Here is a 26,034-nt window from a genome sequence, read left to right on the forward strand (position 1 = left end):
TTGGAGCGTGTTAAGTGGTACAGAAAACCATGAAAATTCTGGTTGTTGATGACTTTCCGACCATGCGTCGGATCATCAAGAACCTGCTTAAGGATCTCGGCTTTGAGAACGTGGACGAGGCCGAGGACGGTGCCATGGGACTCGAAAAGCTGCGTAACGGAAACTTCGAGTTCGTCGTCTCGGACTGGAATATGCCCAATATGGACGGCCTGGCCATGTTGCAGAACATCCGGGCCGACCCGGCGTTGGCCAAGCTGCCGGTGCTGATGGTGACTGCTGAAGCCAAGAAAGAGAACATCATTGCCGCGGCCCAGGCCGGCGCCAATGGTTACGTCGTCAAGCCGTTTACCGCGGCCACGCTGGAAGAAAAACTGAACAAGATCTTTGAAAAGCTCGGCGCATAAGGGGATAGCTATGAGTACGACTGAAATGCCCTTGGACATCGAGACCGACGAGCAACCCGTGGACCTGATTCACCGTATTGCCTCGGTGACGCGCAAGTTGCGCGAAAGCATGCGCGAGCTCGGCCTGGACCAAGCCATCAAAGACGCGGCCCACGCTATTCCCGATGCGCGCGACCGGCTTCATTATGTGGCCCGCATGACCGAGCAGGCCGCCAACCGCGTGTTGAACGCGGCCGAGCAGACACAGCCGCTACAGGAAAGCATGCAGAAAGAGGCCAAGGCGCTGGATGCGCGCTGGCAAAGCTGGTTCGACCACCCGGTCGAACTCGACCAGGCGCGTGAGCTTGTCGACGATACCCGCGCCTTGCTCAAGGACATCCCCCAGAAGACACAAGCCTCGCAAGGCAATCTTCTGGACATCATCATGGCGCAGGACTTCCAGGATTTGACCGGCCAAGTCATCATGAAAATGCTGGGAGTCGTCACGGCCATCGAAACCGAACTGGTGCAGGTGCTGATCGACAGCGTGCCCCAGGAAAAGCGCGAGGAGGCCGCTTCCTTGTTGAATGGGCCCGACGTCAATCCCGCCGGCAAGGTCGACGTGGTAACCAGTCAGGATCAAGTCGACGATTTGCTTTCCAGTCTGGGATTCTGATCGATATGTAGTTTACCGGCACAGGAAGCGTGATGTTGCTACGATAGGGCGGCCCGATCAAAGGCCGGCATATAAAAAAGACAGTCAATGTCTGGGGAGACAAGCATGAAGAAGAAAGCCGGGCGCACGGTCGGTGTATCACGTTTGCTTGGGCGGCTCAGCCGTGGAGAGGCCACATTCTCGGACAGGGCCTGGACGCTCAGCCCGATCGCGTGGCCATTGGCCAGATTCCTCACCACCTTGCGCGATCGCTTCGTCACCATGCGCAATGCCAGCATCGATATCTCGCTCAATACCGCCAGATTGCAAACGCAAACCCAGGTTTGCGGCGATATGGCGCGCGAGCAGGCGGCCGAAGCCGATGGCTTGGCGACGCGGGGCGGCCAAATTTCGACCATGTCAGATCAGACGGAGACGGCCGTCGCCGATATCGCGGCGACCTTCCATACTCAAATGGACGTCGCCCGTGCAACCCTGCGGCAGCTGAACGACTTGCAAACCCGTGTTACCCGTGTGGCCTCGCAGATGGACGTGTTTTCCGGCGTGGTGGCGCAGCTCAGCCAGCGCGCGCGCTCGGTCGAAGACACCAGTCGGCTTATCAAGGACATTGCCTTGCAAACGCACCTGCTCGCCTTGAACGCCGGCGTGGAAGCCGCCCGCGCAGGCGATGCCGGACAGGGTTTCGCGGTAGTGGCCAGCGAAGTGGGCAAGCTGGCCGAAAGGGTCAATTCGGCCACCGGCGAGATCGTCAAGCACACGGGCGAAATCCTTGGTCTGGTCGCCGACACACGCAGCAAGACCGACGACATTTCCACCGACATGGCTACGTCCGACAAGGTCGTGGGCCAGTTCACCGTCAGCTTTAACCAGTTCGTCACTGAGTTCGAGCGCATGGACGCTCAGATGAGTGAGGTGGTTGGCACGGTGGGACAGGTCAACGCGACCAACCAGGAAATGAATCGATCCATCGAACGCATCGCAACCCTTAGCGCGCAGGTACAGCACGGGATGGGGGCCATGAGTCGGCAGGTGACGGCTGTGCGGGTGAAGTCGGAGAATTTGCAGGAAATGCTGGCGGCCTTGCGTACCGGCAATACTCCCTTCGATTCCCTGGTCAGCGTCCTGGAATCCTTGAATTCCGCGTGCGGAACCTTGCTGCGCCAAGCCAGTCGTCGCGGGGTGGATATTTTCGACGACCAGTATCGCCGCATTCCTAATAGCAATCCCGCGCGTTTCAATACGGCCTACGACATGGCCATCGATCAGCCGCTGACGCAACTACTCGATGACATGCTCGACCAACTGCCCGGCGGCTTCTATACGCTGCTGGTCGACAGGCGCGGATACTGCCCCACGCACAATACGCGCTATTCGCGAGCGCCCACGGGCGACCTTGATCACGATACCCGGCATGTGCGCAACAAGCGCATTTTTGACGATCCGGTCTGCCAGGCGGCGATCAAGAACCCGTCGGGCGTCCTGTGCCAGACCTACACTCGTGACACCGGCGAAATCGTGACCGACGTATCCATTCCCATTGACATCGATAACAGCCGCTGGGGTGCCGTGCGCATTGGCATCGATTACGCGCGTTTCGTGGAAATGAATTAAGCGTAATTAGTGGGCTTGCTTGGGCATTCGCCCGTGGGTGGTTCGTCTAGAATCGTGTTTCATCGGATATTCCCGTACCAACCCACGTTTTTCTACCCATGAATGGCTGAGGACAGCGACCTCGAAAAAACCGAACCGGCCTCGCCGCGGCGCCTGGAAAAGGCGCGCGAAGAAGGCCAGGTCGTACGTTCACGCGAGCTCAACACCTTTCTGTTGTTAAGCGCTGGCGTGGCTATGCTGTGGTTTGGCGGGGCGCAAATCTATCACAGCTTGAATGGCATCCTCGAGTCCGGCTTGTGGTTTGATCAGCGGGTGGGGCGGGACACCAACGTCATGGTGACGGTGGCGGCGAATTCGGCTTTGCAGGCCTTGTTGGCACTGGCTCCCTTGTTTACGGTTTTGGTGGTTGTGGCCATTTTTGCATCGGTTATTCTTGGCGGTTTCATGTTCTCCACCAAGGCGCTGGAACCGAAGTTCGAGCGCATGAATCCCATCAAGGGCGTGGCGCGAATGTTCTCGGCCCAGACCTTGGTGGAACTGATCAAGACGCTGGCCAAGGCATCGGTAATCGGCACGGTAGGTGCGATGGTGATCTGGCACTACCGCGACCAGATGTTGTCGCTGATGCACACCACGCCCACCGAAGCCCTTACCTCCGGGATGGGGCTGGTCGCCCTGTGCTGCGCCTTGATCGTATCGGCGTTGTTCCTGATCGTGCTGATCGATGCGCCCTGGCAGTTGTACAGCCATTACAAGAAAATGCGGATGTCCAAGCAAGACGTCAAGCAGGAACACAAGGAAAGCGATGGCGATCCCCATGTGAAGGGCCGGATACGTCAGCAGCAACGGGCGATGGCGCGGCGGCGCATGATGTCGGAGGTTCCCAATGCCGATGTCATCGTCACCAACCCGACGCATTACGCGGTGGCGCTGGTCTACAAGGAAGGACAGGGCGGGGCGCCGCAAGTCGTGGCCAAGGGTACCGGCCTGATCGCGGCAAGGGTGCGCAGCATTGCTGCCGAACACAAGGTGCCCGTGCTCAGCGCGCCGTCTCTGGCCCGGGCGCTGTACCACAACGTAGAGTTAGGTCAGGAAATACCGGGCGAACTGTATTCGGCGGTCGCCGAAGTGCTGGCCTGGGTATTCCAATTACGCAGCTGGAATATGGGGACGGGGACTGAACCTCCGAAGCCTTCCCACCTGGCGGTCCCGCCAGAGCTCGACCCTGAGGGCAAACATAAGGTTGCGGTAAACACAAATGAATAGTTTTTTTGCTTCACTCAAGAACAATGGCGGGCAGCATGCGCGCCTGATGGCCGGCCCGGTGCTGATCCTGATGGTGCTGGGCATGATGATCCTGCCGCTGCCGCCCTTCATCCTGGACTTGCTGTTCACTTTCAATATCTCGCTGTCGGTGATGATATTGCTGGTGGCCATGTTCACCAAGAAGCCGCTGGATTTTGCTGCGTTTCCTGCCGTGCTGCTGTTTGCCACCTTGTTACGCCTATCGCTGAACGTGGCATCCACGCGGGTCGTATTGTTGAATGGCCATAAGGGCCCGGATGCAGCCGGCCAGGTGATCGAGGCTTTCGGCCACTTCCTGGTGGGTGGCAACTTTGCCGTCGGTATCATCGTTTTCATCATCCTGGTCATCATCAACTTTGTCGTCATTACCAAAGGTGCCGGCCGGATTGCGGAAGTGGGCGCCCGGTTCACGCTGGACGCCATGCCCGGCAAGCAGATGGCGATTGACGCCGACCTGAACGCGGGCCTGATCGGGGAAGATGATGCGCGCCGGCGCCGCATGGAAGTTTCGCAGGAAGCCGAGTTCTATGGATCCATGGATGGTGCCAGCAAGTTCGTGCGCGGCGACGCGGTTGCCGGTCTGCTCATCATGATCATCAATGTCATTGGTGGCCTGTTCATTGGGGTGGGGCAGCACGACCTTCCGTTTGGTGAAGCAGCTCGTGTCTATACCTTGTTGACTATCGGCGACGGCCTGGTCGCCCAGATTCCTGCGCTGGTGATCTCGACCGCGGCCGGTGTGGTGGTGTCGCGCGTGGCGACCGACGAGGACGTTGGCCAGCAAATGGTCAGTCAGCTGTTTGCCAATCCGAACGTCCTGTTCATTACCGCCGGCATCATGGCGGCCATGGGGCTGATTCCCAACATGCCGCACGTGGCCTTCCTGCTGCTGGCCGCGGCCTTGGCGGGCGGTGGATGGCTGATGCTCAAACGCCAGCAGGCCGAGAAACTGGCGGAAGCCGAAGAACCCGAGAAAGTGCAGGCGGCGGTCGAGGCCGCTGCGGCCGAGGCGACCTGGGACGATGTGGCATTGGTTGATCCCTTGGGCCTGGAAGTGGGCTATCGCTTGATCTCGCTGGTTGACCATGCCCAGAATGGCGAGCTGCTGCATCGCATACGCAGCCTGCGCAAGAAGTTTGCCCAGGATGTCGGCTTTCTGCCGCCCGTGGTCCACATACGCGATAACCTCGAGCTCAAGCCCAACGATTATCGTATCCTGCTGTCGGGCGTCGAAGTCGGACGCGGATCCGCCACGCCCGGCCAGTGGCTGGCTATTGATCCCGGTGGCGTGACCATGAAGCTGCCGGGCAACATCACAACCGATCCCGCCTTCGGCCTGCCGGCGGTGTGGATAGACGTGGGCTTGCGCGAGCAGGCACAGATCGCCGGCTATACCGTTGTCGATGCGGGCACGGTCATCGCCACCCACCTGAATCACCTGATGCATCGCTATGGTGGCGAACTGCTGGGGCGCGGAGAAGTGCAGGCACTGCTCGACCACGTGGGCCGCGAAGTGCCCAAGCTCATCGAAGACCTCGTCCCCAAGACGGTCAGCCTTACGCTGCTGCAAAAACTGCTGCGCGGCCTTCTTGCCGAGGAAGTGCCAATACGGGATATGCGCACTATCGTCGAAACCTTGGCCGAGCATGCGCCGCGCCTGGCTGCGCTTAATGCCACCGGCACCGGACCTGACTCCACCGAGCTGCTGGCATTGACCCGGGTGGGACTGGGCCGCGCGATTACCCAGCAATGGTTCCCGGGCGACGTCGAGTTGCGCGTCATCGGTCTCGATCCGCGTCTCGAACGTGTGCTGACGCAGGCCTTGACTACCAGCGGTGCGCTGGAACCCGGCTTGGCCGAAAGCGTGCTGAACGACGCGCAGCGCGCCGTCCAGGTGCAGGAAGCCAATGGCGACGCCACCGTGCTGGTCGTGCCGCCTGTACTAAGGGCATCCTTGTCCCGGTTCCTGCGGCACCATTTCCCCCAGATCGGGGTGCTTTCCAATGCTGAAATACCCGATGAGCGCACCTTGCGCATCACCGCTGTAATTGGCGGAGCCGCTCAATGAATATAAGTCGTTTTTTTGGCAGTACCAACCGCGAGGCGCTACGCCAGGTGCGCATGGCGCTCGGGCCCGACGCGCTCATCGTCTCGAACCGGCGTATCAACGGCGGCGTGGAAATCTTGGCATCGGACGCCACATCGGTGCCGGTCGCCACCGAGGAGCCAGCGGGCATCAGTAGTTTTTCCGGGGCGCCGTCGCCGGCACCAGGCGGACAAAGGCCGCCATCGGCATTGCCGCGCATGCCTCAAGCCGGACTGGAGCCGGAACCGGGGCCGGGACCGGTTCCGGAATCAGAGGTCGACGTCATGGACGCCATAGGCGCCATGCGCGGCGCACTGGAAACTCGCATTGACGAGCTGGTGTGGGGAAACCAATTACGACGCGCGCCCCAAGCCGTGTCGCTGTTCCAGACCCTGCTGGGCTATGGTTTCAGTACCGCCCTGTTGCGTGCCATGCTCAAGCGCCTGCCGGAACAACTGACGGCCAAAGCGGCATTGCAATGGGCGCGCAACGAACTGGTCACACACCTGCCGGTCTTGTCCGGCGAAGATAAGTTATGGACGCCCGGCCTGGCGCTGGCGCTGGTCGGTCCCACCGGCGTCGGAAAGACCACGACCATCGCCAAGCTGGCCGCGCGTTGCCTCAAGCGTGTCGGACCGGACGGGCTGGTACTGCTTACGACCGACACCTATCGGATAGGCGCACACGAACAGCTGAAGATCTACGGACAGATCATGCGCGTGCCGGTACACGTCGTGCAGGACGTCGTCGAACTGCGCAAAGCCATGCAAGGCATCCGCCCGGACCAGACCATTCTTATCGATAATGTCGGAATCAGCCAGCGCGATCGCTATATTGCCGAGCAGGCGTCCATGCTGGCCGGCGCAGGGCGGCAGGTAAGCCGTCTGCTGGTCCTGAATGCGTCGAGCCACGGCGATACATTGGATGAAGTGGCCCGCACCTATAGCAACGACGGCGGAACGCCGTTGAGGGGCTGCATCATCAGCAAAGTCGACGAGGCCAGCCAACTGGGCGCCGCCCTGGACACAGCCATACGCTACCGCCTGCCCATCCACTATATTTCCACAGGCCAGAAAGTGCCGGAGAACCTGGCGTTTCCATCGGCCATGGAACTGGTCGACCAGGCGCTGGTCCACAATCAGCTGAGCCGCGCCCTGTATGCGCCGACGGAAGCCGATTTTGCCGCCTTGATGTCGCTGGCCAAGCCACCGGCGGATAATGCTCGCAGCGCCGATGTCGAGAGCCGGCGTAAACGCCTGCTGCCGGGGCTGCTGTCGATGGCCATCGAGCCGGGATCCAGCATGTCCATGGAAGACCTGGACGCGGCCTGCGCTTATATCGACGAAGCGACGGCGCCGGTCGAGGCCTACAGCCTGTGGCGCAGCTATACCGCATCCAAGCCGGATACGGTAACGCTGGCCGGTCATATCGAGCATGGGCTGCGCATTGCCCAGGGCGTTGCGGCTGAAAATTCCTATAAGCATCTGTTGGCGTTGCACGATCAAGTGACGATTAAGTCGTCATCGGGTAGCCGCGGTTCTTTGCGCGCCAGCCTGTTGTACGCGGAAGATGGCATGCCGTTGACCTCCCCGGTGCAGCAACTGAGCCTTGCTGATGGCTGGCAGTCCTCCTGCGGGGACAGTACACAACAGGCGCCGACGACCGCCGTAGCGCTGCTTCGCCAGATCCAGTGGCTGGGCGAGCATTCCCAGGCCTTGCCGATCGTGCATCTTTTCGAAGGCGGAACCCAGGCCCTATGGCGCAATGTTTCTTCCCTGGACGTATCCTGGCTGACACAATGTCCCGGCGCCACGCGTGTTGAATTCGACTCGTGCGCCACTACGGTAGGGGCATTGGCCAAGACACTCAGTTTTCGGCCGGTGGCCACGCCTGCCTACTCGGCGGCGATCACGGAAGTCGCGAGCAGGCCAGCCGGGGACGTTGTGCTATGGGTCGCCAGCGAAACCGTCGAAGTCGTTGCGCGCCAGCAGGATTCATTGCTGTTGCAAGTCGTCTGCGTGCGTATCGTGAACCGGGCCGATGGTTCCACCATCAAGACCCTGTATGGCCTCAGCAATATGTTTGCATCGACCGCGTCGTCCGACACCCTGGCTGCGTGGCTGGTCATGCGTGCCGAGGCCAAGGCCGGCATGCGTTATGTGGCACGTGCCTGGCAGTTGCTGGAGCAACGCCATGATGCCGAATCCTTGCCCAAGAAAGCCATGCTGGCGGTGCAGCTGGGAATGGCGGCATCGCAGTACAAACAAGATCCTGGCGCTGCGCTGGCGCGCAAGGTAGGCGGCACCGTCACGGGCAAGCCGGGCTTGCCGTCGCTGACGGCCATGCCTGCCATGCTGAAGCTGTTCGCACTAAAAGAAATGGTCGCCGTTTAACGGGCGACCATTGTCAGGCAGGAGAGGCAATCAGCCGGCCTTGAACTTTTTTCCGGTGCCGGGACCGGCGCTATTCTTGCGACCACTGGCGTCATACAGGTTGCTGGCGCCGACCAGCCCGCGCACCATATCTAGCGCTTGCTGGTTATGAGCCAGGAAGGTGTTGATGGTGATGCCGTTGGATGCATTCAGCTGGCTGGCCGTTTCCGCCTTTTCCAGCAAAGCTTGGCACAATTCGCGCAGCTCGGGGTGCTCAAGTGCCGCGGCATCCAGTCCGGGTTTGTCGCCGGGGTATCCCAGCTGGGCCAGCAGGCCCTGGCGCTCATCCGCCACCAGGGCAAGTTGATCTGCGTAGCGGTTCTTGGCTTCGGTGGACTCGGCTAGGGCGTCGGTATCGCCGGCTTCGGTCAATGCCTGAGCTTCTTCTTCAAGGACAGCAATAAATGCCTGGACCAGGTCAACTTCCTGTTCCAGACACTGTTTCAATTGCGAGACAACGTTATTCATTGGGTGGTAATTTCAGTCGGGCGCGTTACGCCCGTGGGGTGTGAACGAACCCGGTCGTCCGCCTATTTCAGCAGATCGCGTACGCTTGCGATCAGGCCGTCGGCGATGCGGCTGGGGTCTATCTTGAGTTGACCCGACGCCAGGGCGTCGCGGATCTCGTTTACGCGGGCAACGTTAATGTCGCCATCGCTGTTTTGCAGATTGGACAGATGGCGGGCCGTGGAACTTAGGTCGACAGCGCCTTTGCCGGAACTGGGCGAAGGCACGCCTGCACGGGCCACGCCGTCAGTACGCGAGCCGGCTATGCTGGTCCTGGCGGTACTGTTTATAGCGGGTGAGGTGATCTTCAAGGCGGTCTCCGGATGAATCCTGGCAAGCAGTGTAATGCGTTCGTGTCTCTTTTTACGGCCCGCTTTCTGAAAAGTTTAGGTCTGCCGCCTATTCTTACGCAATTTTACGAGTGCCGCATTGTCGTTACATAATGACCTGGACCGTATTCGAATTCACCACCGTACCACTGACTATTTGGCCCGAGCTGGATTTTACTTGTATTTGGGAGCCTGGCGCGCCGCTTTCCAGCGCCTTCCCTTCACCCGTGGCCACGAAACCGACACCGCGAGCCTCGGTACGCACACGTTGGCCGCGAGCTATGGAATCCGGATCGCGCAGCGCGCTGGACTTGATGACGCCGCCTGCGGAAATGCGATATTTAGCCACATAGCCGATGGCCTGGCTGGGGTCGAAGACTACGCCGCGCGCAACGCTAAGCAAATCGCCTTCGCGTCCGGTCAGGTCGCTCAGTGACAAGGTATCGCCAGCCTGGATAGTGTGGTTGGCCACGTAGTAATAGCCCTGGATGTTCAAGTTTGCCTGCACGCGCATATTCCACTCGGCAGGCGCCACGCAGCGCACGCCGACCGTCATGCGGGATTGCAGCCGGTGCCCATTCGGCAGATAGACCTGCAGTTCATCGCATGCGGCTTGATTGCGCGTATTCGGCATATTGACCGTGACGCTTGCGGAGCCCGGATAGTTCTGGGCTTGGCCGACAAGAAAGTGCTCGACTTCGGTGGCAATGGTGGCGGGATCTTGCGCGGCGATGACGGCCCCCGTGGGGGCAGCGCCCGCAGGCCAGGCCAACAGGCTGGCGGCAAGCAAACTAATGATGGCGGGGGACTTGGGCATATGCACATTCTATCGAAGGCGATAGCGCGCCATCCCGGGAACTGGATGATAAATAGTGGCTTATTTCCTACTTTAGCTGTCGTGCCCCACCATTACTATGCTGTTATGTGAGCGGCAGTAGGTCGCCATATGGGTCTATTGCCTGCGGACATCTGTTGCAGGCATCGTTATTACCTGGTGAACGGCAAATGATCGATCGGATCGGCGAACACTTTGGCTTCAATCAGCAAGCCATCAATTTACGCCAGCAGCGGCAGGAAGTATTGGCAGCCAATATTGCTAATGCCGACACGCCCAACTACAAATCGCGCGACTTTGATTTTAGCTCGGCATTGAGCAATGCCATGGGCGAGGGCCTGCGCCTCCCGGATACGCAGCTTGCGCTGACGTCCGCGCGCCATATTCCGGCCAAGGCAGTCACCCCGGATCCCGCCGAGCTTTTGTATCGTCAGCCCTTCCAGCCCAGCCTCGACGGTAATACCGTCGACATGGATGTCGAGCGCGTGCAGTTCGCCGACAACACCATGCGTTACCAAACCGATCTTGCCGTTATCTCATCACGGATCAAATCCATGATGGCGGCATTGCAGCAGTAAACCGCAGTACCAGGAAAACAGGAAAGTCCATGTCGACGATGAGTATTTTCGAGATAGCCGGTTCGGCGCTGACGGCACAGTCCCAGCGCATGAACGTCACGGCCAGCAACCTGGCCAATGCCGATAGCGTTGCCGGCCCCGATGGCCAGCCGTACCGCGCTCGCCAAGTTGTATTCCAGATGGCGCCAGCTCCCGGACAGGCCTATTCGCAGTCGGTCGGCGGCGTGAAAGTGGCCGCAATAGTCGAAAGCGGCGCGCCGGCACGCATGCAGTACGACCCCAAGAATCCGCTGGCCAATGCCGACGGCTACGTAGCAATGCCCAATGTGGACGTGGTGGCGGAAACCGTCAACATGATATCTGCTTCGCGGTCCTACCAGGCTAATGTCGAAGTCATCAATACCGCCAAAAGCATGATGATGCGCACCCTGTCCATCGGACAGTAGTTCCTGCCCGCGGTCACCTTAATTCCTAAGAGAGCACCACCTTGACTACAGTCAACAATGCAACGTCCACCGCACTTGCCACGGCAAATGCGACCACCCAGGGCCTGGCTTCCGACACCGAGAATCGTTTCCTGACCTTGCTGGTAACCCAGCTGCAGAATCAGGATCCCCTGAATCCCATGGACAACGCCGAAGTAACGTCCCAAATGGCGCAGTTGTCCATGGTTACGGGTATCACGCAACTGAACAACACCTTGCTGGCCTTGTCCGGCCAGATGGATGTGTCGCAGTCCATGCAGGCGGCCAACCTTATCGGTAAGGATGTGCTGGTTCCGGGCACCAAGATTTCGGTTGGGGTCGATGAGGAAGGCACGCACGTTACGCCGTTCGGTGTGGACATGATTTCCGAGGCCACCAAGGTCGTCGTCACAGTTACGGATTCGGCGGGTAACGTCGTACGCAGTATCGATCTGGGCAGCCAACCTGTCGGCGTTATCTCGGTTGATTGGGATGGCAAGAACGATGCCGGTACAGCAGTCGCCGCAGGCGCATACACGTTCAACGTCAAGGCGACCAATGCCAGCGAGGAGGCGGTGTCCGCCGATGCGCTGACCTACGGCAGAGTGGGGAGCGTCGCATACACCTCAGCGGGTCTGACCATGGATCTTGGCCTGGCGGGATCGCATTCGCTGCTGAGCTTGCGCAAAATAATGTAGTTGTAGTCGTTTGCGGTGTCGCAATAAGGCACGCCGCATTACTCACACAGTTAAAAAGTAAACGAGGTTAATCATGGGTTTCGGACAGGGTTTAAGCGGCTTGAATGCTGCGGCGCAGAATCTGGATGTCATCGGCAACAACATTGCCAACTCCGGCACGGTAGGGTTCAAGACGGCAACGACCACATTTGCTGACGTCTATGCCAATTCAAGCATTGGTTTGGGTACTGCGGTAACCGGCATCAACCAGCGGTTTACGGTGGGAACACTATCGACGACCGGTAATCAGTTTGATATGGCGATTGATGGCCCCAAGGGATTGTTCCGGGTGGAAGACACCAGCGGAAACGTTCTCTATACCCGGAACGGTCAGTTCTTTGCCGATAAGGACAGCTATATCGTTAACGCGCAGGGGCAGCGCCTGACCGGCTTTCAGCCCAATGGAACCACTCCGGTTCCTATCATGGTTCCCGTGGGCAACATTGCACCTGTCGCCACGACAACGATCACCACTCGAACGAATCTTGACGCGACGGAAGAGGTGCCCACCGCCGCTTTTGACCCTGATAATGCAGCCAGTTATAACCATTCGTTGCCAATCACCGTGTACGACTCATTGGGAAATTCGCATCAATTGACCCAGTATTTTGTCAAGACAACGCCCGCCACCAGCACGTGGACGGTGCATTATCGATTGGATGGCAACCTGATACCGACGAGCGTAGCGCCGACACCAACACCGGTCACGTTATCATTTGATGCCGGCGGTGCGCTCACGACGACACCCACTGCTGCTACGATAACAGTGACCCCCGCAGCCACAGCTGCGGTTGCCGCGCCCCTGACACTTAGTATCGACTACAACAATTCAACCCAGTTTGGTGGGCCGTTTGCGCCTAACTTCACTCAGAGCGGCTCGACGACGGGTGAATACGCCAGCATGGCTATTGCATCCGATGGCGAAATCGTTGCAAGCTATACCAACGGTGAAACTCAAGCGTTTGGGTATCTGGCACTAGCCGATTTCAAAAACCTTCAGGGCTTGAAAGCGGTCGGCGGAAACGCCTGGGCGGAAACTTCCGATTCGGGCCAGCCTGTCATCGGTCGTCCCGGTGAAAACAGTTTTGCCACGATAGTCGGCCAGGCGGTTGAAGAGTCCAACGTCGATTTGAGCCAGGAGCTGGTCAATCTGATCATTGCGCAGCGTACGTATCAGTCCAACGCGCAAGCCATCAAGACGCAAGATCAGGTCATGCAGACCTTGATCAACATGCGCTAGGCTGACGTTTAAATGGATCGCATTATCTATACGGCCGCCGGCGGCGCCGCGCGGGTGCTGGAACAGCAGGCTGTCATCAGCAACAACATGGCCAACGTCGGCACCACCGGTTTTCGCGAACAGATGGCGATCTACCGGTCGGTGCCGGTCGTGGGCCAGCCTGGCCTGCCAACGCGGGTGTCAACGGTAACCGCCACGCCCACCAGCAATTTCGGGCAGGGCGTCATGGCCGAGACCGGTCATGCGTTGGACCTGGCCGTTACGGGCGATGGCTGGTTCAGCGTACAGACACCGCAAGGCGAGGCCTATACCCGTGCGGGTGAACTGGCCGTGAACCAGGATAATCTGCTGGTGAACCAGCAGGGCTATCCGGTGCTCTCGAACGATGGCGGGCCGATAGAAATTCCTGAGCGCGGCAGTGTGAGCTTTTCCGGCGACGGGCAGATCAGCGCGCTTGGCGCCGGCGATAATCCGGGCGACATCCAGCAATTGGGACAGCTCAAATTGGTCAATCCACCCGCTGCATCCATGCAGCGTGGCGACGATGGTTTGTTCCGCTTGGCCGGTGGCGAGGCTGCCCAGGCCGATCCGCAGGTGCGCATGGTTTCCGGCTTTGTTGAAAAAAGCAATGTGAATCCCGCGGAAGCGATGGTCGGCATGATCGCCAATGCGCGCCGCTTTGAAATGCAGATGAAGATAATCCAGGACGCCAGCTCGAACGCCGAGCGCGCCAACTCCATACTGTCGTCAAATAATTAATGTTGCGTTCCGTGCAGGCCCTGCTTGCACAGTAAGGAAAGAAAATGATCCGCTCTCTTTGGATTGCCAAAACCGGTCTGGAATCCCAGCAGACCAATATGGACGTCATCTCGAATAACCTGGCCAACGTCAATACGACGGGCTTCAAGCGCGGCCGCGCGGTGTTCGAAGATTTGATGTATCAGACCATACGCCAGCCAGGCGCCCAGGTCGGTGCCGCCAATCAGCTGCCGTCGGGCCTGCAAATCGGTACCGGTGTGCGCACCGTGGCCACCGAACGCATCCATAGCCAGGGCAACCTTAAAGAAACCGGCAATGACCTGGATATCGCCATTCAGGGCAAAGGCTTTCTGCAGGTCGAGATGCCCGACGGAACATTTTCCTATACCCGCGATGGCAGCCTGCAAGTGGACCAGAACGGCCAGTTGGTAACGGCCGGCGGCTATCCCATACAGCCGCCCATCAACATTCCGGACAATGCGTTGTCGGTGTCGATCGGCCGTGACGGTACGGTGTCGGTCACCCAGCCGGGCGCCACGGGAATCAGCGTGGAAATCGGTCAATTGCAGCTGAATACATTCATCAATCCCACCGGCTTGCAAAGCGCGGGCGAGAACCTGTATGTGGAAACGGATGCCTCGGGTCCGGCCAACCTTGCCCAGCCCGGCCTTGATGGTGCCGGCCTGGTTTTGCAGCAGTACACGGAAACCTCGAACGTGAACGTCGCCGAGGAACTGGTCAACATGATCACCACGCAGCGCGCCTATGAAATGAACAGCAAGGCCGTCCAGACTTCCGACCAGATGCTGGCGCGCCTGACTCAGCTTTAATAATGTTTAAACGCCTTCGACTCGTAGTGGTGGGTTTGGCTGTGGCGCTGGCCTCGGGTTGTGCGCTGGTGCCACCCGAACCCGTGGTGACCGGACCATTGACTGCAGCGCCGCCGTTGCCGCCTATGCCGGCCGTGCAGGCCAACGGTTCGATCTATCAACCCACCGCCTATGGCAACTATCCGCTGTTCGAAGACCGCCGCCCTCGTAACGTGGGCGACATTGTCACGGTGGTCATACAGGAAAAGACGAACGCGGCAAAGAACGTCCAGACCACGACAGACCGCAGCGGCAGCGCCATGTTCGGCGTGGCCCTGGCGCCGGCGATGTTGCCGAACGAGGTGGGCGCCAAGCAGAGTTTCGATATTTCGGGCGAGAACGCATCCCAGGGTAAAGGCTCGACGCGTGCCGACAATACGTTCTCGGGCACATTGACGACTACCGTCATCGGCGTATTGCCCAACGGCAATCTACAGATCGCCGGGGACAAGCAAATAGCCATCAATCGCGGCAGCGAACACATCCGTTTCTCGGGTGTCGTGGATCCGCGCTCGGTGACTGGATCGAACACGGTTTCCTCCACCCAGGTGGCCGACGCTCGCATCGAGTTTCGCAGCAAGGGCACCATGGATGAAGTTCAAACCATGGGCTGGCTGCAACGCTTTTTCCTGAATGTTTCCCCGTTCTAACAAGGTACCGGTTTTGATTTCCAATTTCTTCAGCCGACTGGGCCACCAAGGGCGACGCCTGGCCTTGGGCGCGCTTTGCATGCTGGCCGCAAGCGCGGTGCAAGCCGAAAGAATCAAGGACATTGCGTCGATACAAGGCGTGCGTGCCAATCAACTGATTGGTTACGGCCTGGTGGTGGGCCTGGATGGCAGCGGCGATCAAGTCCGCCAGACGCCATTCACCCAGCAAAGCCTGACCAATATGTTGTCGCAACTGGGCGTGACGGTTCCCCAGGGTACGAATATGCAGGTCAAGAACGTGGCTGCGGCCATCGTAACGGCCAGGCTGCCTGCCTTTGCACAGCCCGGGCAGACGGTGGACGTGGTGGTTTCATCCATGGGTAATGCCAAGAGCCTGCGTGGCGGCACATTGTTGATGACGCCCATGAAGGGTGCCAACGGCCAAGTCTATGCGATTGCACAGGGTAACTTGCTGGTTGGCGGTGCGGGGGCCTCGGCCGGCGGTTCCAGCGTACAAGTGAATCAACTGAACGGCGGCATTATTTCCAATGGCGCGATTATCGAGCGCAGCGTTCCCACCACCTATGTACGCGACGGCATCATCAATCTGGAGCTGAACACCACCGACTTCGGCGCGGCACAAAATATGGTCACGGCCTTGAATACGCGTTTCGGCCCGAGCACGGCATCGGCACTGGATGGCCGGGTCGTCCAGTTGCGCGGCCCCGTGGATCCCGCCGCGCAAGCGGCATTCCTTTCCCAGGTCGAAAATCTTCAGGTCAACCTGCCTCCCGCACGTGCCAAGGTGGTCATCAATGCGCGCACGGGTTCGGTCGTCATGAATCGTACCGTGACGATAGACGAAGCCGCCATCGCCTACGGAAATCTCTCCGTCGTCATCAGCCAGGACGCCCAGGTCAACCAGCCCGATACACCGTTTGCGGGCGGCCAGACCGTCGTGACGCAGAGTACGCAGATCGAGATGACATCTGACCAGGGCAGCTTGCAGCGCGTACGCACAAGCGCCAACCTGGCCGACGTAGTGAAAGCGCTAAATGCCCTTGGCGCCACGCCGCAGGACTTGTTATCCATCCTGCAGAACCTGAAAAGTGCCGGCGCGTTGCGCGCCGACCTGGAAATCATCTAGGCCGAATATGTCGCTCGTGCAATATACCCCTCGTCCCGGTAATCCAGCGGCATCGACCCTGGATTTCAATGCGCTCAATAGCCTTAAGCGCGGCGTCAGCGAAGGTGCCAATGCGCCGCTGGCAGAGCAAAAGAAAGTGGCGCAGCAGTTTGAAGCGCTTTTCATCCAGCAGATGCTCAAGCAGGCACGCCAGGGTTCCACAACAACTGGAGTGTTCGATAGTCAGCAAACGCGCTTGGCCCAGAGCATGGGCGATGAGCAAATGTCGCTGCAGCTGGCCGATCCGGGAATTGGTCTTGCCCAGGCACTGCTTGCGCAGATACAGGGAGGTCAGGGAGCGGCGCCTGTCAGCGGCATGGGTAGCGCGAATGGCCAGCTTCCCGAGTTGGCTGCAACGCGCCTTCCTGCGCTGAAATCCCGGATAGGCGGGGATCGGAGCAGCGATGCATCGTCAATTTCAGGCCTCATCAATCTATTGAGCAAGAACCCGCTATCCGAAAAAATTTATTCCGCCATCAAGGGCGCGCCCAAGCATATCGAGACCTTCGTTTCGAAAATGTCAGAGGCTGCCAAATTCGCGGCTCATGAAAGCGGCGTGCCCGCCAAGCTGATACTGAGCCAGGCAGCGCTGGAATCGGGATGGGGCCGCCGCGAGATCATGCGCGAAGACGGCACGACCAGCCACAACCTGTTTGGCATCAAGGCGACTTCGGGCTGGAAGGGCAAGGTGGTCAACGTCATGACGACGGAATATGTCGACGGCGTGCCTCGCAAGATGACGCAGCCATTTCGTGCCTATGACTCGTATGCCGAATCGTTCGCCGACTACGCCCGCTTGATCGGCCAGAACAAGCGCTACAGCGACGTGGTGGGCGCGCCGACCGCCGAAGCGGCTGCGCACCGGATCCAGGCTGCGGGCTATGCGACTGACCCGGCCTATGCCGAGAAACTGATTTCCATCATGAGCTACTTCGACACCGGTCCGAAGCGCGGAGTTTGAGCCGTAAAGGCCTAAAGCTTTTGGGCGAGCTGTCGTTAACGTTATACATAGTCTTGATATACGGGTTGGCGCCAGCGTCGGCCTGACTAAAGCGGAATCTTTCATGAATTTAGCCAACCTGGGTCTTTCGGGTTTAAATGCGGCCTCTAACCGCCTGCAAACGGCCGGCCACAATATCAACAACGCGGCCACGGTAGGCTTCAATCGCCAGACCGTACTCGTGCAAACGGCGGGCTCAACCAGCACAGGTGCCGGGTATATCGGTCGCGGAGTACAAGCGGTCACGGTGCAGCGGTCCTACGACAGCTTCTTGTCCCGCCAACTGGTCGGCGCGCAGACCACGGGCGCCGCGCTGGTGTCCTACGGCAATGAGATATCCCAAGTCAACAACCTGTTTGCCGACCGCACTGTTGGCATTACACCTGCACTGCAGAATTTTTTCGACAGCATTCAGGCCGTTGCCTCGGCACCCGCCGACAGCGCCGCGCGCCAGGAAATGCTGGGGCGTGCATCGAGCCTGGTCTCGCAGTTGAATAACAGCAATGCATTCCTGGACAGCCAACGCAATAATATCAATACACAGATCACGACGACGGTCACGCAAATCAACAGCTATGTCGAGCGTGTCCGCGACCTCAATACGCAAATCACGACGGCGCGTGCCAGCAGTTCCAATCACGAGCCTAATGATCTGCTTGACCAACGCGACCAGCTTGTTTCTGAGCTAAGCCAGTTGGTCGAGGTAAAGGTTTACGAGCAGGACGGCAATGTCAGCCTTTCAATAGGCAACGGCCAGATGCTGCTCGGCGGCGATACCGCGTTTCCCTTGGTGGCCCAACCCTCTGCCGCCGACCATTCACGGGTTATCGTGGCTTATACGGCGATTGGGAGCGACGGAAAAGCAATGTCGGTCGAAATGAACGAATCATCAATCAAGGGCGGCGCCTTAGGCGGATTGTTGACCTATCGTCGCGAATCGCTGGACGCCGTCCAGAACGATTTGGGCCGCATGGCGGCCGGTATAGCTATTGCTGTTAATGGTGTACATGCCACCGGCGAAGATTTGAACGGTGTCGCAGGCGGTGTGTTCTTTGCTTTGCGGGCTCTTGGTTCGCTTCCCAACTCCCAGAATACTGGGGGTGCAAATATCGCTGTGGCCTTCAGTGATGTCAACAAGCTGACAGGGCAGGATTACCGGATTGAGTTTGACGGAAATACATACGTCGCGACCAGTATTCCCGGCGGCACAGTGACCGACCTCGGAGTTCCCGCGGTGGGCGGGAGCATTGACTTCGAAGGACTGACGTTGGACTTGACAGGCCCGCCCACCAGCGGCGATTCCTGGCTGATTCAGCCTACCCGATCCGCCGCGGGCGGTATCTCATTGGCCATTACGGATCCTGCGAAAATCGCTGCTGCAACGGCAAACACGGGTACGGCTAACGGCGGAGCCGCTTTGGAATTGGCGCAGTTGCAAACCAAGAAGGTGCTTGGCAATGACTCGATGAGCTTGAACGAAGCTTTTTCACAGATCGTGAATAAAGTGGGCGTGCAGACTCAGCAAAACGGCACCGCGGCCAAGGCGCAAGCGGCGCTCATCCAACAAAACTTTGCGGCGCAACAGACTTTGTCGGGTGTGAACCTGGACGAAGAGTACGTAAATCTGACCCGCTATCAAGAGCAATACAGTGCGGCTGCCCGGCTGATCGAGGTCAGTTCCAACTTGTTCGATACTTTGCTGGGCATGCGCTAGGTTTTTAAGACACATAGTCCGCCCCAGCCCAGTTTAAGTTTCAGCGTCATTTTTCAGGATTTTCGTCATGCGCATTAGTTCCAATTTGTTATTCCAGACGGGACTTAATTCCATCACCGCCCAGCAGTCAGACCTTTTGCATCTGTACGAGCAAATCGGAAGCGGGAAGCGCATGATTACTCCCGCCGACGATCCCTTGGCGGCGGCACAGGCGGTCAATATCAGCCAGTCGCAGTCATTGAACGCACGTTTTGGGGTGAATCGTGGGGTTGCCACAACGAATTTGGCGACTGAGGAAAATGCGCTTACCTCCATGACCTTGTTGCTCCAAGACCTGAAGACCAATCTGATTGCAGCGGGTAACGGCACCTTATCGGATGCTGATCGCGCGACGCTGAGCAATGTGTTGTCGAACGCTCGAGATAGTATGTTGGGGCTTGCCAATACCACTGATGGTAGCGGGCAGTATCTTTTTTCCGGAGCTCAAGGCGGCAGCGCAGCTTATCAAGATGTAAATGGCAAGATCACATATATGGGTGACGCGGGCCAGCGCAAGATACAGGCTGATCAGACACGTCAGATCGCTGGTAGTGACGTCGGCTCCGATGTTTTCAATCGTGCCGCGCCTGGTACGACCAACTACCTTACCTCGGTTGGTACTAACACTATTACGAATTTGGGCAACCAAGGCACAGGCGTAATAGCTAGCCCTACGATTTCTGACCAGAATGCGGCAGGCGCTGGCAATACCTATGCGATTAAGTTCTCCGAAACGGTTCCCAATAGCTATACCGTTGAGGTAAGCGATCGCTTGGGCAACCCCGTAGGGACACCAGCAACCGGTACATGGAGTCCAACGTCGGGTTCATCTATTAATCTTCCAGGCGGCGTCGAAGTGAAGTTTTCTGGAAGCCCGGCGCTGGGTGACAGTTTTGTAGTCGAGCCGGCAAATACCTCGAGCCATGTGGTCACTCCTGTGACGAGTGGTAATGCCAGGATCAGCTCCCCCGTCGTAAGCGACTACTCGATCACCCGCCCAGGGGATGTGTATAGCATTGCGTTCACCGATACAGATGAATATACGGTGACCGTTACGAACTCGAACCCGCTTTATCCAACGATAACTCTGGCAGGAGAGAAGTTTGTTCCCGGTCAGGAAAATACGATCACCCTTCCACACGGCATGGAGGTCAAGATTGCTGGAGCGCCGGTTGCAGGTGATGCATTCACGATAGAAGCCGCAGCTACTCAAACCGACCTCGATATTTTCGCGACGCTAGACGGCATCATTAAGTCCCTCGAGCTTCCCATCCAGGATTCCCCAGAAGCACAGGCCGCCTTCCAGAACAACCTGGCCACTGCCATGCAGCGCCTGGACGTCAACTACAACAATATCCTGACGGTTCGCGCCTCGGTGGGTGCGCGCATGAATGAACTGGACTCTATTGGCGCAACCGGCAGCGCGCGGGCGTTGAGCTACAGCTCACAGTTGTCGAAGCTGGAAGACGTGGACTATTACACGGCCACGACCCAGTTGCAGTTGCGCTCGACAGCGCTCGAGGCCGCGTCGCTGGCGTTCAAGAAAATCCAGGGTCTCGGTTTATTCAACACAAGATAGATTTAACAAAACAGCAGGATTGCGTCCGCATGGGCGCCAAGAGACAAAGTGAGAACGAGTAATGATATTCAAGCAGCTACAACTTAGGACCAGTCTTTTAATCGTTGTGTTATTGCTGTCGGTGCTGACCCTGGCCGCCGTGGCGGTGGGCTGGTCGGGCCAGCAGGATATTCTCACCCAGCTTTCGGGCGCGGGCAGCGTCAACGCGACGGTGGCGGCAACCATCGCAAGTACCCAGTATGTATTCATCGGTTTGGCAGTCCTGGCAATTGTGCTGGGGCTGTGGGCATACATCACATTGTCGCGTAACGTTTTGCGCCCGCTTAGGGACGTGGGCGACGTTTTCGACCACATGGCTTCGGGTGATTTGACCCAGCGTATCGACGTATCGTCCGAGAACGAAATCGGCACGATCTACCTGGCGCTCAAGCGTTTGCAGGACAGCTTGGGCCGTATCGTGGGTACGGCACGTCACGGCATGAACGAGATCAACCTCGGTTCGCAGCATATCCTTGCGGGCAATACCGATCTAAGCAGCCGCACAGAGCAACAGGCCGCGGCATTGCAGCAGACCGCCGCCAGCATGGAAGAGCTTGCCAGCACGGTGAAGCAGAATGCCGATAATGCACGCCAAGCCAATCAGTTGGCGGCCAGCGCATCTGATGTGGCGCAGCGCGGCGGCCAAGCCGTCGGCGAAGTCGTCACCACCATGCAGGCGATTTCCGCCAGCTCACGCAAAATTTCCGACATTGTCGGTGTTATTGACAGCATTGCGTTCCAGACCAACATCCTGGCCTTGAATGCGGCCGTGGAAGCGGCACGTGCCGGCGAGCAGGGCAAAGGCTTTGCGGTGGTGGCATCTGAAGTGCGTGCGCTGGCTCAGCGCAGCGCCCAGGCGGCCAAGGAAATCAAGGGCCTTATCGAAGATTCGGTGAAGAAGGTTACCGAAGGTTCGACCCAGGTCGAGCGCGCCGGCTCCACCATGCAGGAAATCGTATCGTCCGTGGCCCGCGTTACGGACATCATGGGCGAGATTTCGGCCGCTACGACCGAGCAAGCTTCAGGCATCGACCAGATCAACCATGCGGTCAACCAGATGGACCGCGTCACGCAACAGAACGCGATTTTGGTTGAAGAAGCCGCCTCGTCGGCCAGTGGCCTGGGCGAACAGGTCGCCAATGTCAGTGGCGCCTTGTCGGTGTTCAAGATCCTGGAAAACCAGGTCATCGACGTGGCGGCCACCCAAATCCGGTCAACGCCGAAGCGGGCAACCATGTCGCATTCAGCATCCACGCAGGGCTCAACGACGAAAGCCGCCGGCACCCGACCTGCCGCGCTCGGAATGGGCAGCGCGAACAATTCGGCTAAACAGGGTCCCGCTCAAGACACAGGTCGTTCGGCCACGAGCCAACGGCCCCACGCGGTGCCGCGATCGGCCGGGCCGCGTCCGGCCGGGCCGCGTACGGCAGCAGCGAACGCCAACGGCGACAGCCCTGACGCGATAAAGGTCAATCCAGCGGCAAACGCATCCGTGCGCAAACAGGCCACGGATGACGAATGGGTTGAATTTTGATGCAGGGTTTTGTCGTCGTCGCGCGACGTTTGTTCGCCAGCCTGTTCGTGGCAATCGCCTGTGGCTTGGGCCTTGCCGCGTGCAGCACGACGGGTAGTTCTTTTGATTCCTCTGGCTTGCGCTATCTTGTGGCAGGCCAGACGACGCTCGATGAAGCGAGCGGCTTGCTGCATTCCGCACCCACGGACACCTACCGGCAGCAAGACGGTTCCGCGATGGCACGATGGTCTCACAAGGCCTCCATGGTGACCGACGCGATTTACTTCAATCAGGAACTGTGGCTGGCCTTCGGTCCCGACGGCCGCTTTCAACGTATCGTGAAAAGCGAGAATATCCCTCGCGCGAATATGTTCCAGGGTGGCGCCCGCGTTGACGCCAATGCGGTTTCTTATCCCACGCAGCCGTAGTTCCATGACTCCAGTCCGCCGCCATCTTTGGTGAAGCCAAGATCCATAACGCTATTCAGGTCTAAATATGTCCGATACCCTGCAGTCTCCATCACTTGATAAAAAGAACAAGAAACGCGCCAGTCGTGGCCGATTCCGTTTCGCCGATGCAAAAGTCAGCACCATCCTGATGTTGGTCCTGGCCATCTTCATGGCGCTTATCATAGCGGTCGGCGGCATGGCGGCATGGTTCTTGTCCCAGAATTTTGAAGGCCTGCGCAACATGGAGCGCCAGAACGCGCGCGCCCAGCAAGTGACAGGGCTGGGCAGCGACATGATGGCGGCTCGGGTGTCCCTGCTTAGCGCGGCCCGCTTCCAGCAAGAGGCCGCCGCGACTAATGACGCCAAGCTGGTGAGCGATGCGCGCGCAATGCTGGACAAAGCCAATGCGCAACTCGAATCGGTGACGAAAGACTTCAATGAGTTCCGCAAGAACACGGCCGATACCGCCGACGCGCGTAGGCTGGCCACGCGGATCGTCAGCACGTATCAACCGTACCTGGACGATGGCATTGACCCGATGGTGCAGGCGTTGGATAGCAATGACTACACCACCTTTTACTTTGTGAACAGCGAGTTCGGCATCTCGCGCAGCGAAGCGTTCGAAGCCTCCATTGACGCGTTCTCCGCGCACATGGAAAAGGTGCAGAAGGAATTCTTCCAGCAGGCAGAGGCTGAGTTCCAGCAAGCGCTGGTAGCTATTGGCGTGGCCATACTCATCGGTTTCCTGATGATGATCCTGATGCGCGTTGTTTTTGGACGCATAGTCGTCAAGCAATTGGTTCAGGCTGGTTCGCACTTCGACCGTATCGCCAGCGGTGACCTTACCCAACGCATCGAAGTTAAGTCGCGTAATGAAATCGGGGTACTGTACGAAGCCTTGCGCCGCATGCAGGAAAGCCTGACCCGTACTGTAAGTATCGTGCGCCAGGGCGTCGAAGAAATCAATCTGGGTTCGCGTGAAATCTTCATGGGAAATACCGACTTGAGCAGTCGCACCGAACAGCAGGCCGCAGCGTTGCAACAAACAGCCGCCAGTATGGAAGAACTGTCCAGCACCGTGCGCCAGAACACGGATAACGCCACGCAAGCCGACAAGCTGGCGAAGGGCGCATCGGACGTTGCGCTGCGCGGTGGCAAGGCAGTGTCGGCAGTGGTCACCACCATGGACGAGATTTCCACCAGCTCGAACAAGATGTCTGAAATCGTCAGCGTGATCGACGGTATTGCTTTCCAGACGAACATCCTGGCATTGAATGCTGCAGTCGAAGCCGCCCGTGCCGGCGAGCAGGGCAAAGGCTTTGCCGTGGTGGCAGGTGAAGTACGGTCCTTGGCTCAGCGCAGCGCCCAAGCCGCCAAGGAAATCAAGGTTCTTATCGAAGAGTCCTTGCTGAAAGTCCAGTCCGGCGCCAAGCAAGCCGGCCAGGCTGGCGACATCATGCAGGAAGTTGTGGGCTCGGTGCAGGGTGTGACCACCATCATGGGTGAAATCTCATCAGCGTCCAGCGAGCAGTCCGACGGCATCGAGCAGGTTAACCGCGCCGTATCGGAAATGGATAGCGCCGTGCAACAGAATGCAGCCCTGGTGGAAGAAGCCGCAGCGGCCGCAGGTTCATTGCAAGAGCAGGCCGCCCGGTTGACGGAAGCCGTCTCGGTGTTCAAGATCAACGCCAGCGAAGTCATCGACATGCCGGTCCAGGCAGCTGGCGTGGCAGGCCCGGGTGGGTATAACGCGTTGCAGAACGCGTACTCCTAAGCTAAGGCATGCCCGAGTCGGGCATGTAGAGAAGACTTCGGCGTCCTGTAATGGACGCCGAAGTTTTTTTTGTGGTCCCACGGCGACGATCGGTCTGCCGTGATGACGAGTTTCTTACTTCACATCAGATCAGGGCCTCCAGCCCTTTGCTCTCCAGCAGGCTCAGAAGCTTTCGCGATGGACCGCTCGGGTGCTTGTCGCCCAATTCCCATTGCCGAACTGCGGAAGGGCTAGTGTTGAGTAGTGACGCCAGCACGGTTTGGCTCAGTTGGTACCGATCACGTAGAGCACGAATTTTTTCACTGTCGTACTCGGGGATCGGGCCCAAACATAGCGCATCGTATTTTCGCATCTTGTGCTGGTCGATAAAGCCCAGGCGATGCAAGTCACTTGCCGTCTCGTGCACGGTACTCAAGATTCTGCTTTTGGCTTTAATCTTCGTTGTCATGACAAATTTCCTGTAGTGCGCCATGTTCAATTGCTGCTTCGATCTCTTTTGCAGTCCTAGTCAGTAGGTCCAAGGCAAGTGACTGCAGTGCTTCTCTTTCCTCGGCGCTGATATCGGCTCGTTCGTTCTTCTCAAAGCCGAACACAAAGAACCATCGATTGCCCTTATTAGTGGCCACCAGTGTTCTAGCGCCACCGCGTTTGCCTCGGCCTGCCAGTCCGACCCGCTTCTTGACCAAACCACCGCCAAGATCAGCATCGATCAGCCCTTTGACCATTTCCCCGACAGCAGTGCAGAGGACCTCATCCGTTAGCTCGGTCTTGCGCATCCAGCGGTTGAAGCGGTCGGTTTTAAAGACTCGGGTCACTGGTTAACTATAACACTTAGTGATATTCATGGAGAGAATTTAGCGACAGTGCCGACGACAGTGGCCCATCTGTTAAACAGTTTAGACAAGTGTGATATTTCGACTCTCAGAGGCCTACGAGCAGGCCGGTCTACTTTAACCGCCTCGGCAGGTGGCGGCGATGGCATAGCGCCTCGCTTAGCCATGCGAAGTTTCCAGGGTCTCGTCGACAGCCGCCTTGATCACACGTTCCGGCTCCGACGCCAACAGGTCCTGTGGCCTCTTGCCGGCAAGAAAACTATTGTCGGGGCGGAATCAATACGCTCAACGGTCGGAAGCCTGTGTTTCGATCCAAGCCGCCCCCCGTGTCAGACTAGTTGTCGCCTCTAATTTTCAAAGAGAGCAGCAATGAAATCCACCTATTCCGAGGCCTTTATCGAACAGGCAGTCAGTAAAGCATTGGCGCGCGGCTCGCGCCCCATCACC

Annotated in this window: 25 protein-coding genes; 20 read left to right on the forward strand and 5 right to left on the reverse strand. The window is 58.5% G+C overall.

Annotation, left to right across the window (positions count from 1 at the left end; genetic code table 11):
* Positions 1 to 14 precede the first annotated feature (14 nt).
* The 6 genes from cheY (at position 15) to flhF (ending at position 8,454) form a co-directional block, all read left to right on the forward strand.
* Entirely contained in the window at positions 15 to 404 is a 390-nt protein-coding gene (gene cheY / locus CR159_RS02445) for a chemotaxis response regulator CheY (RefSeq protein ID WP_102072378.1), read from the forward strand.
* A 10-nt stretch (positions 405 to 414) separates the two neighbouring features.
* Positions 415 to 1,059 carry a protein phosphatase CheZ gene (gene cheZ, locus CR159_RS02450; protein WP_102072379.1) on the forward strand — a complete coding sequence of 215 codons (645 nt, stop codon included), beginning with the start codon at positions 415 to 417 and terminating at the stop codon, positions 1,057 to 1,059.
* A gap of 105 nt (positions 1,060 to 1,164) precedes the next feature.
* Entirely contained in the window at positions 1,165 to 2,670 is a 1,506-nt protein-coding gene (locus CR159_RS02455; RefSeq protein WP_102072380.1) for a methyl-accepting chemotaxis protein, read from the forward strand.
* Positions 2,671 to 2,772: 102 nt separating this feature from the next.
* A complete protein-coding gene (gene flhB / locus CR159_RS02460) occupies positions 2,773 to 3,936 on the forward strand; it encodes a flagellar biosynthesis protein FlhB (RefSeq protein WP_102072381.1) in 1,164 nt (387 codons plus the stop codon).
* Complete coding sequence (gene flhA / locus CR159_RS02465; protein WP_102072382.1) at positions 3,929 to 6,043, forward strand: flagellar biosynthesis protein FlhA; 2,115 nt, start codon at positions 3,929 to 3,931, stop codon at positions 6,041 to 6,043. Before flhB ends, flhA begins: the two co-directional genes overlap by 8 nt.
* Positions 6,040 to 8,454 (forward strand): flagellar biosynthesis GTPase FlhF, encoded by a 2,415-nt coding sequence (gene flhF / locus CR159_RS02470; protein WP_102072383.1) that lies wholly within the window; start codon positions 6,040 to 6,042, stop codon positions 8,452 to 8,454. The genes flhA and flhF overlap by 4 nt, the downstream gene beginning before the upstream one ends.
* Positions 8,455 to 8,484: 30 nt before the next feature.
* On the opposite strand, the gene CR159_RS02475 is transcribed toward flhF, so the two are convergent.
* From CR159_RS02475 to flgA, 3 genes are all read right to left on the reverse strand, one after another.
* Positions 8,485 to 8,961 carry a flagella synthesis protein FlgN gene (locus CR159_RS02475; RefSeq protein ID WP_102072384.1) on the reverse strand — a complete coding sequence of 159 codons (477 nt, stop codon included), beginning with the start codon at positions 8,959 to 8,961 and terminating at the stop codon, positions 8,485 to 8,487.
* Between the two features lie 62 nt (positions 8,962 to 9,023).
* Complete coding sequence (gene flgM, locus CR159_RS02480) at positions 9,024 to 9,311, reverse strand: flagellar biosynthesis anti-sigma factor FlgM (protein WP_102072385.1); 288 nt, start codon at positions 9,309 to 9,311, stop codon at positions 9,024 to 9,026.
* Between the two features lie 124 nt (positions 9,312 to 9,435).
* Positions 9,436 to 10,146, reverse strand: coding sequence for a flagellar basal body P-ring formation chaperone FlgA (gene flgA / locus CR159_RS02485; RefSeq protein ID WP_102072386.1), 711 nt, complete (start codon positions 10,144 to 10,146; stop codon positions 9,436 to 9,438).
* A gap of 188 nt (positions 10,147 to 10,334) precedes the next feature.
* On the opposite strand from flgA, the gene flgB reads away from it, so the two are divergent.
* The 14 genes from flgB (at position 10,335) to CR159_RS02555 (ending at position 24,754) form a co-directional block, all read left to right on the forward strand.
* A complete protein-coding gene (flgB, locus tag CR159_RS02490; protein WP_102072387.1) occupies positions 10,335 to 10,742 on the forward strand; it encodes a flagellar basal body rod protein FlgB in 408 nt (135 codons plus the stop codon).
* Positions 10,743 to 10,771: 29 nt separating this feature from the next.
* Positions 10,772 to 11,188, forward strand: coding sequence for a flagellar basal body rod protein FlgC (gene flgC / locus CR159_RS02495; RefSeq protein ID WP_102072388.1), 417 nt, complete (start codon positions 10,772 to 10,774; stop codon positions 11,186 to 11,188).
* A 41-nt stretch (positions 11,189 to 11,229) separates the two neighbouring features.
* The gene (locus tag CR159_RS02500; RefSeq protein WP_102072389.1) at positions 11,230 to 11,904 is read left to right on the forward strand and encodes a flagellar hook capping FlgD N-terminal domain-containing protein; all 675 of its coding nucleotides are present in this window, start codon (positions 11,230 to 11,232) and stop codon (positions 11,902 to 11,904) included.
* 73 nt (positions 11,905 to 11,977) lie between these two features.
* Positions 11,978 to 13,183: a flagellar hook protein FlgE gene (gene flgE / locus CR159_RS02505; RefSeq protein ID WP_102072390.1), complete on the forward strand. Its 1,206-nt coding sequence runs from the start codon at positions 11,978 to 11,980 to the stop codon at positions 13,181 to 13,183.
* A 12-nt stretch (positions 13,184 to 13,195) separates the two neighbouring features.
* Complete coding sequence (flgF, locus tag CR159_RS02510) at positions 13,196 to 13,942, forward strand: flagellar basal-body rod protein FlgF (protein WP_102072391.1); 747 nt, start codon at positions 13,196 to 13,198, stop codon at positions 13,940 to 13,942.
* Positions 13,943 to 13,986: 44 nt separating this feature from the next.
* Positions 13,987 to 14,772 carry a flagellar basal-body rod protein FlgG gene (gene flgG / locus CR159_RS02515; RefSeq protein WP_102072392.1) on the forward strand — a complete coding sequence of 262 codons (786 nt, stop codon included), beginning with the start codon at positions 13,987 to 13,989 and terminating at the stop codon, positions 14,770 to 14,772.
* Positions 14,773 to 14,774: 2 nt separating this feature from the next.
* Positions 14,775 to 15,461: a flagellar basal body L-ring protein FlgH gene (locus tag CR159_RS02520; RefSeq protein WP_102072393.1), complete on the forward strand. Its 687-nt coding sequence runs from the start codon at positions 14,775 to 14,777 to the stop codon at positions 15,459 to 15,461.
* Between the two features lie 79 nt (positions 15,462 to 15,540).
* Positions 15,541 to 16,608 (forward strand): flagellar basal body P-ring protein FlgI, encoded by a 1,068-nt coding sequence (locus tag CR159_RS02525; protein WP_102072454.1) that lies wholly within the window; start codon positions 15,541 to 15,543, stop codon positions 16,606 to 16,608.
* Positions 16,609 to 16,615: 7 nt separating this feature from the next.
* Positions 16,616 to 17,608, forward strand: a complete 993-nt coding sequence (gene flgJ, locus CR159_RS02530; protein ID WP_102072394.1) for a flagellar assembly peptidoglycan hydrolase FlgJ — start codon at positions 16,616 to 16,618, stop codon at positions 17,606 to 17,608.
* 103 nt (positions 17,609 to 17,711) lie between these two features.
* Complete coding sequence (flgK, locus tag CR159_RS02535; protein WP_102072395.1) at positions 17,712 to 19,361, forward strand: flagellar hook-associated protein FlgK; 1,650 nt, start codon at positions 17,712 to 17,714, stop codon at positions 19,359 to 19,361.
* 67 nt (positions 19,362 to 19,428) lie between these two features.
* Positions 19,429 to 20,979, forward strand: coding sequence for a flagellar hook-associated protein FlgL (flgL, locus tag CR159_RS02540; RefSeq protein ID WP_102072396.1), 1,551 nt, complete (start codon positions 19,429 to 19,431; stop codon positions 20,977 to 20,979).
* 61 nt (positions 20,980 to 21,040) lie between these two features.
* Positions 21,041 to 22,552, forward strand: coding sequence for a methyl-accepting chemotaxis protein (locus CR159_RS02545; protein ID WP_102072397.1), 1,512 nt, complete (start codon positions 21,041 to 21,043; stop codon positions 22,550 to 22,552).
* On the forward strand, positions 22,549 to 22,959 hold the full coding sequence (locus CR159_RS02550) for a hypothetical protein (protein ID WP_143705435.1): 411 nt from the start codon (positions 22,549 to 22,551) through the stop codon (positions 22,957 to 22,959). Before CR159_RS02545 ends, CR159_RS02550 begins: the two co-directional genes overlap by 4 nt.
* A 67-nt stretch (positions 22,960 to 23,026) precedes the next feature.
* The gene (locus CR159_RS02555) at positions 23,027 to 24,754 is read left to right on the forward strand and encodes a methyl-accepting chemotaxis protein (protein WP_102072399.1); all 1,728 of its coding nucleotides are present in this window, start codon (positions 23,027 to 23,029) and stop codon (positions 24,752 to 24,754) included.
* 124 nt (positions 24,755 to 24,878) lie between these two features.
* On the opposite strand, the gene CR159_RS02560 is transcribed toward CR159_RS02555, so the two are convergent.
* Positions 24,879 to 25,202, reverse strand: a complete 324-nt coding sequence (locus tag CR159_RS02560; protein ID WP_102072400.1) for a helix-turn-helix domain-containing protein — start codon at positions 25,200 to 25,202, stop codon at positions 24,879 to 24,881.
* The gene (locus CR159_RS02565; protein ID WP_102072401.1) at positions 25,186 to 25,569 is read right to left on the reverse strand and encodes a type II toxin-antitoxin system RelE/ParE family toxin; all 384 of its coding nucleotides are present in this window, start codon (positions 25,567 to 25,569) and stop codon (positions 25,186 to 25,188) included. Before CR159_RS02565 ends, CR159_RS02560 begins: the two co-directional genes overlap by 17 nt.
* Between the last annotated feature and the right edge of the window lie 465 nt (positions 25,570 to 26,034).

It is taken from the genome of Pollutimonas subterranea (assembly GCF_002849655.1).
Lineage (GTDB): Bacteria > Pseudomonadota > Gammaproteobacteria > Burkholderiales > Burkholderiaceae_B > Pollutimonas > Pollutimonas subterranea.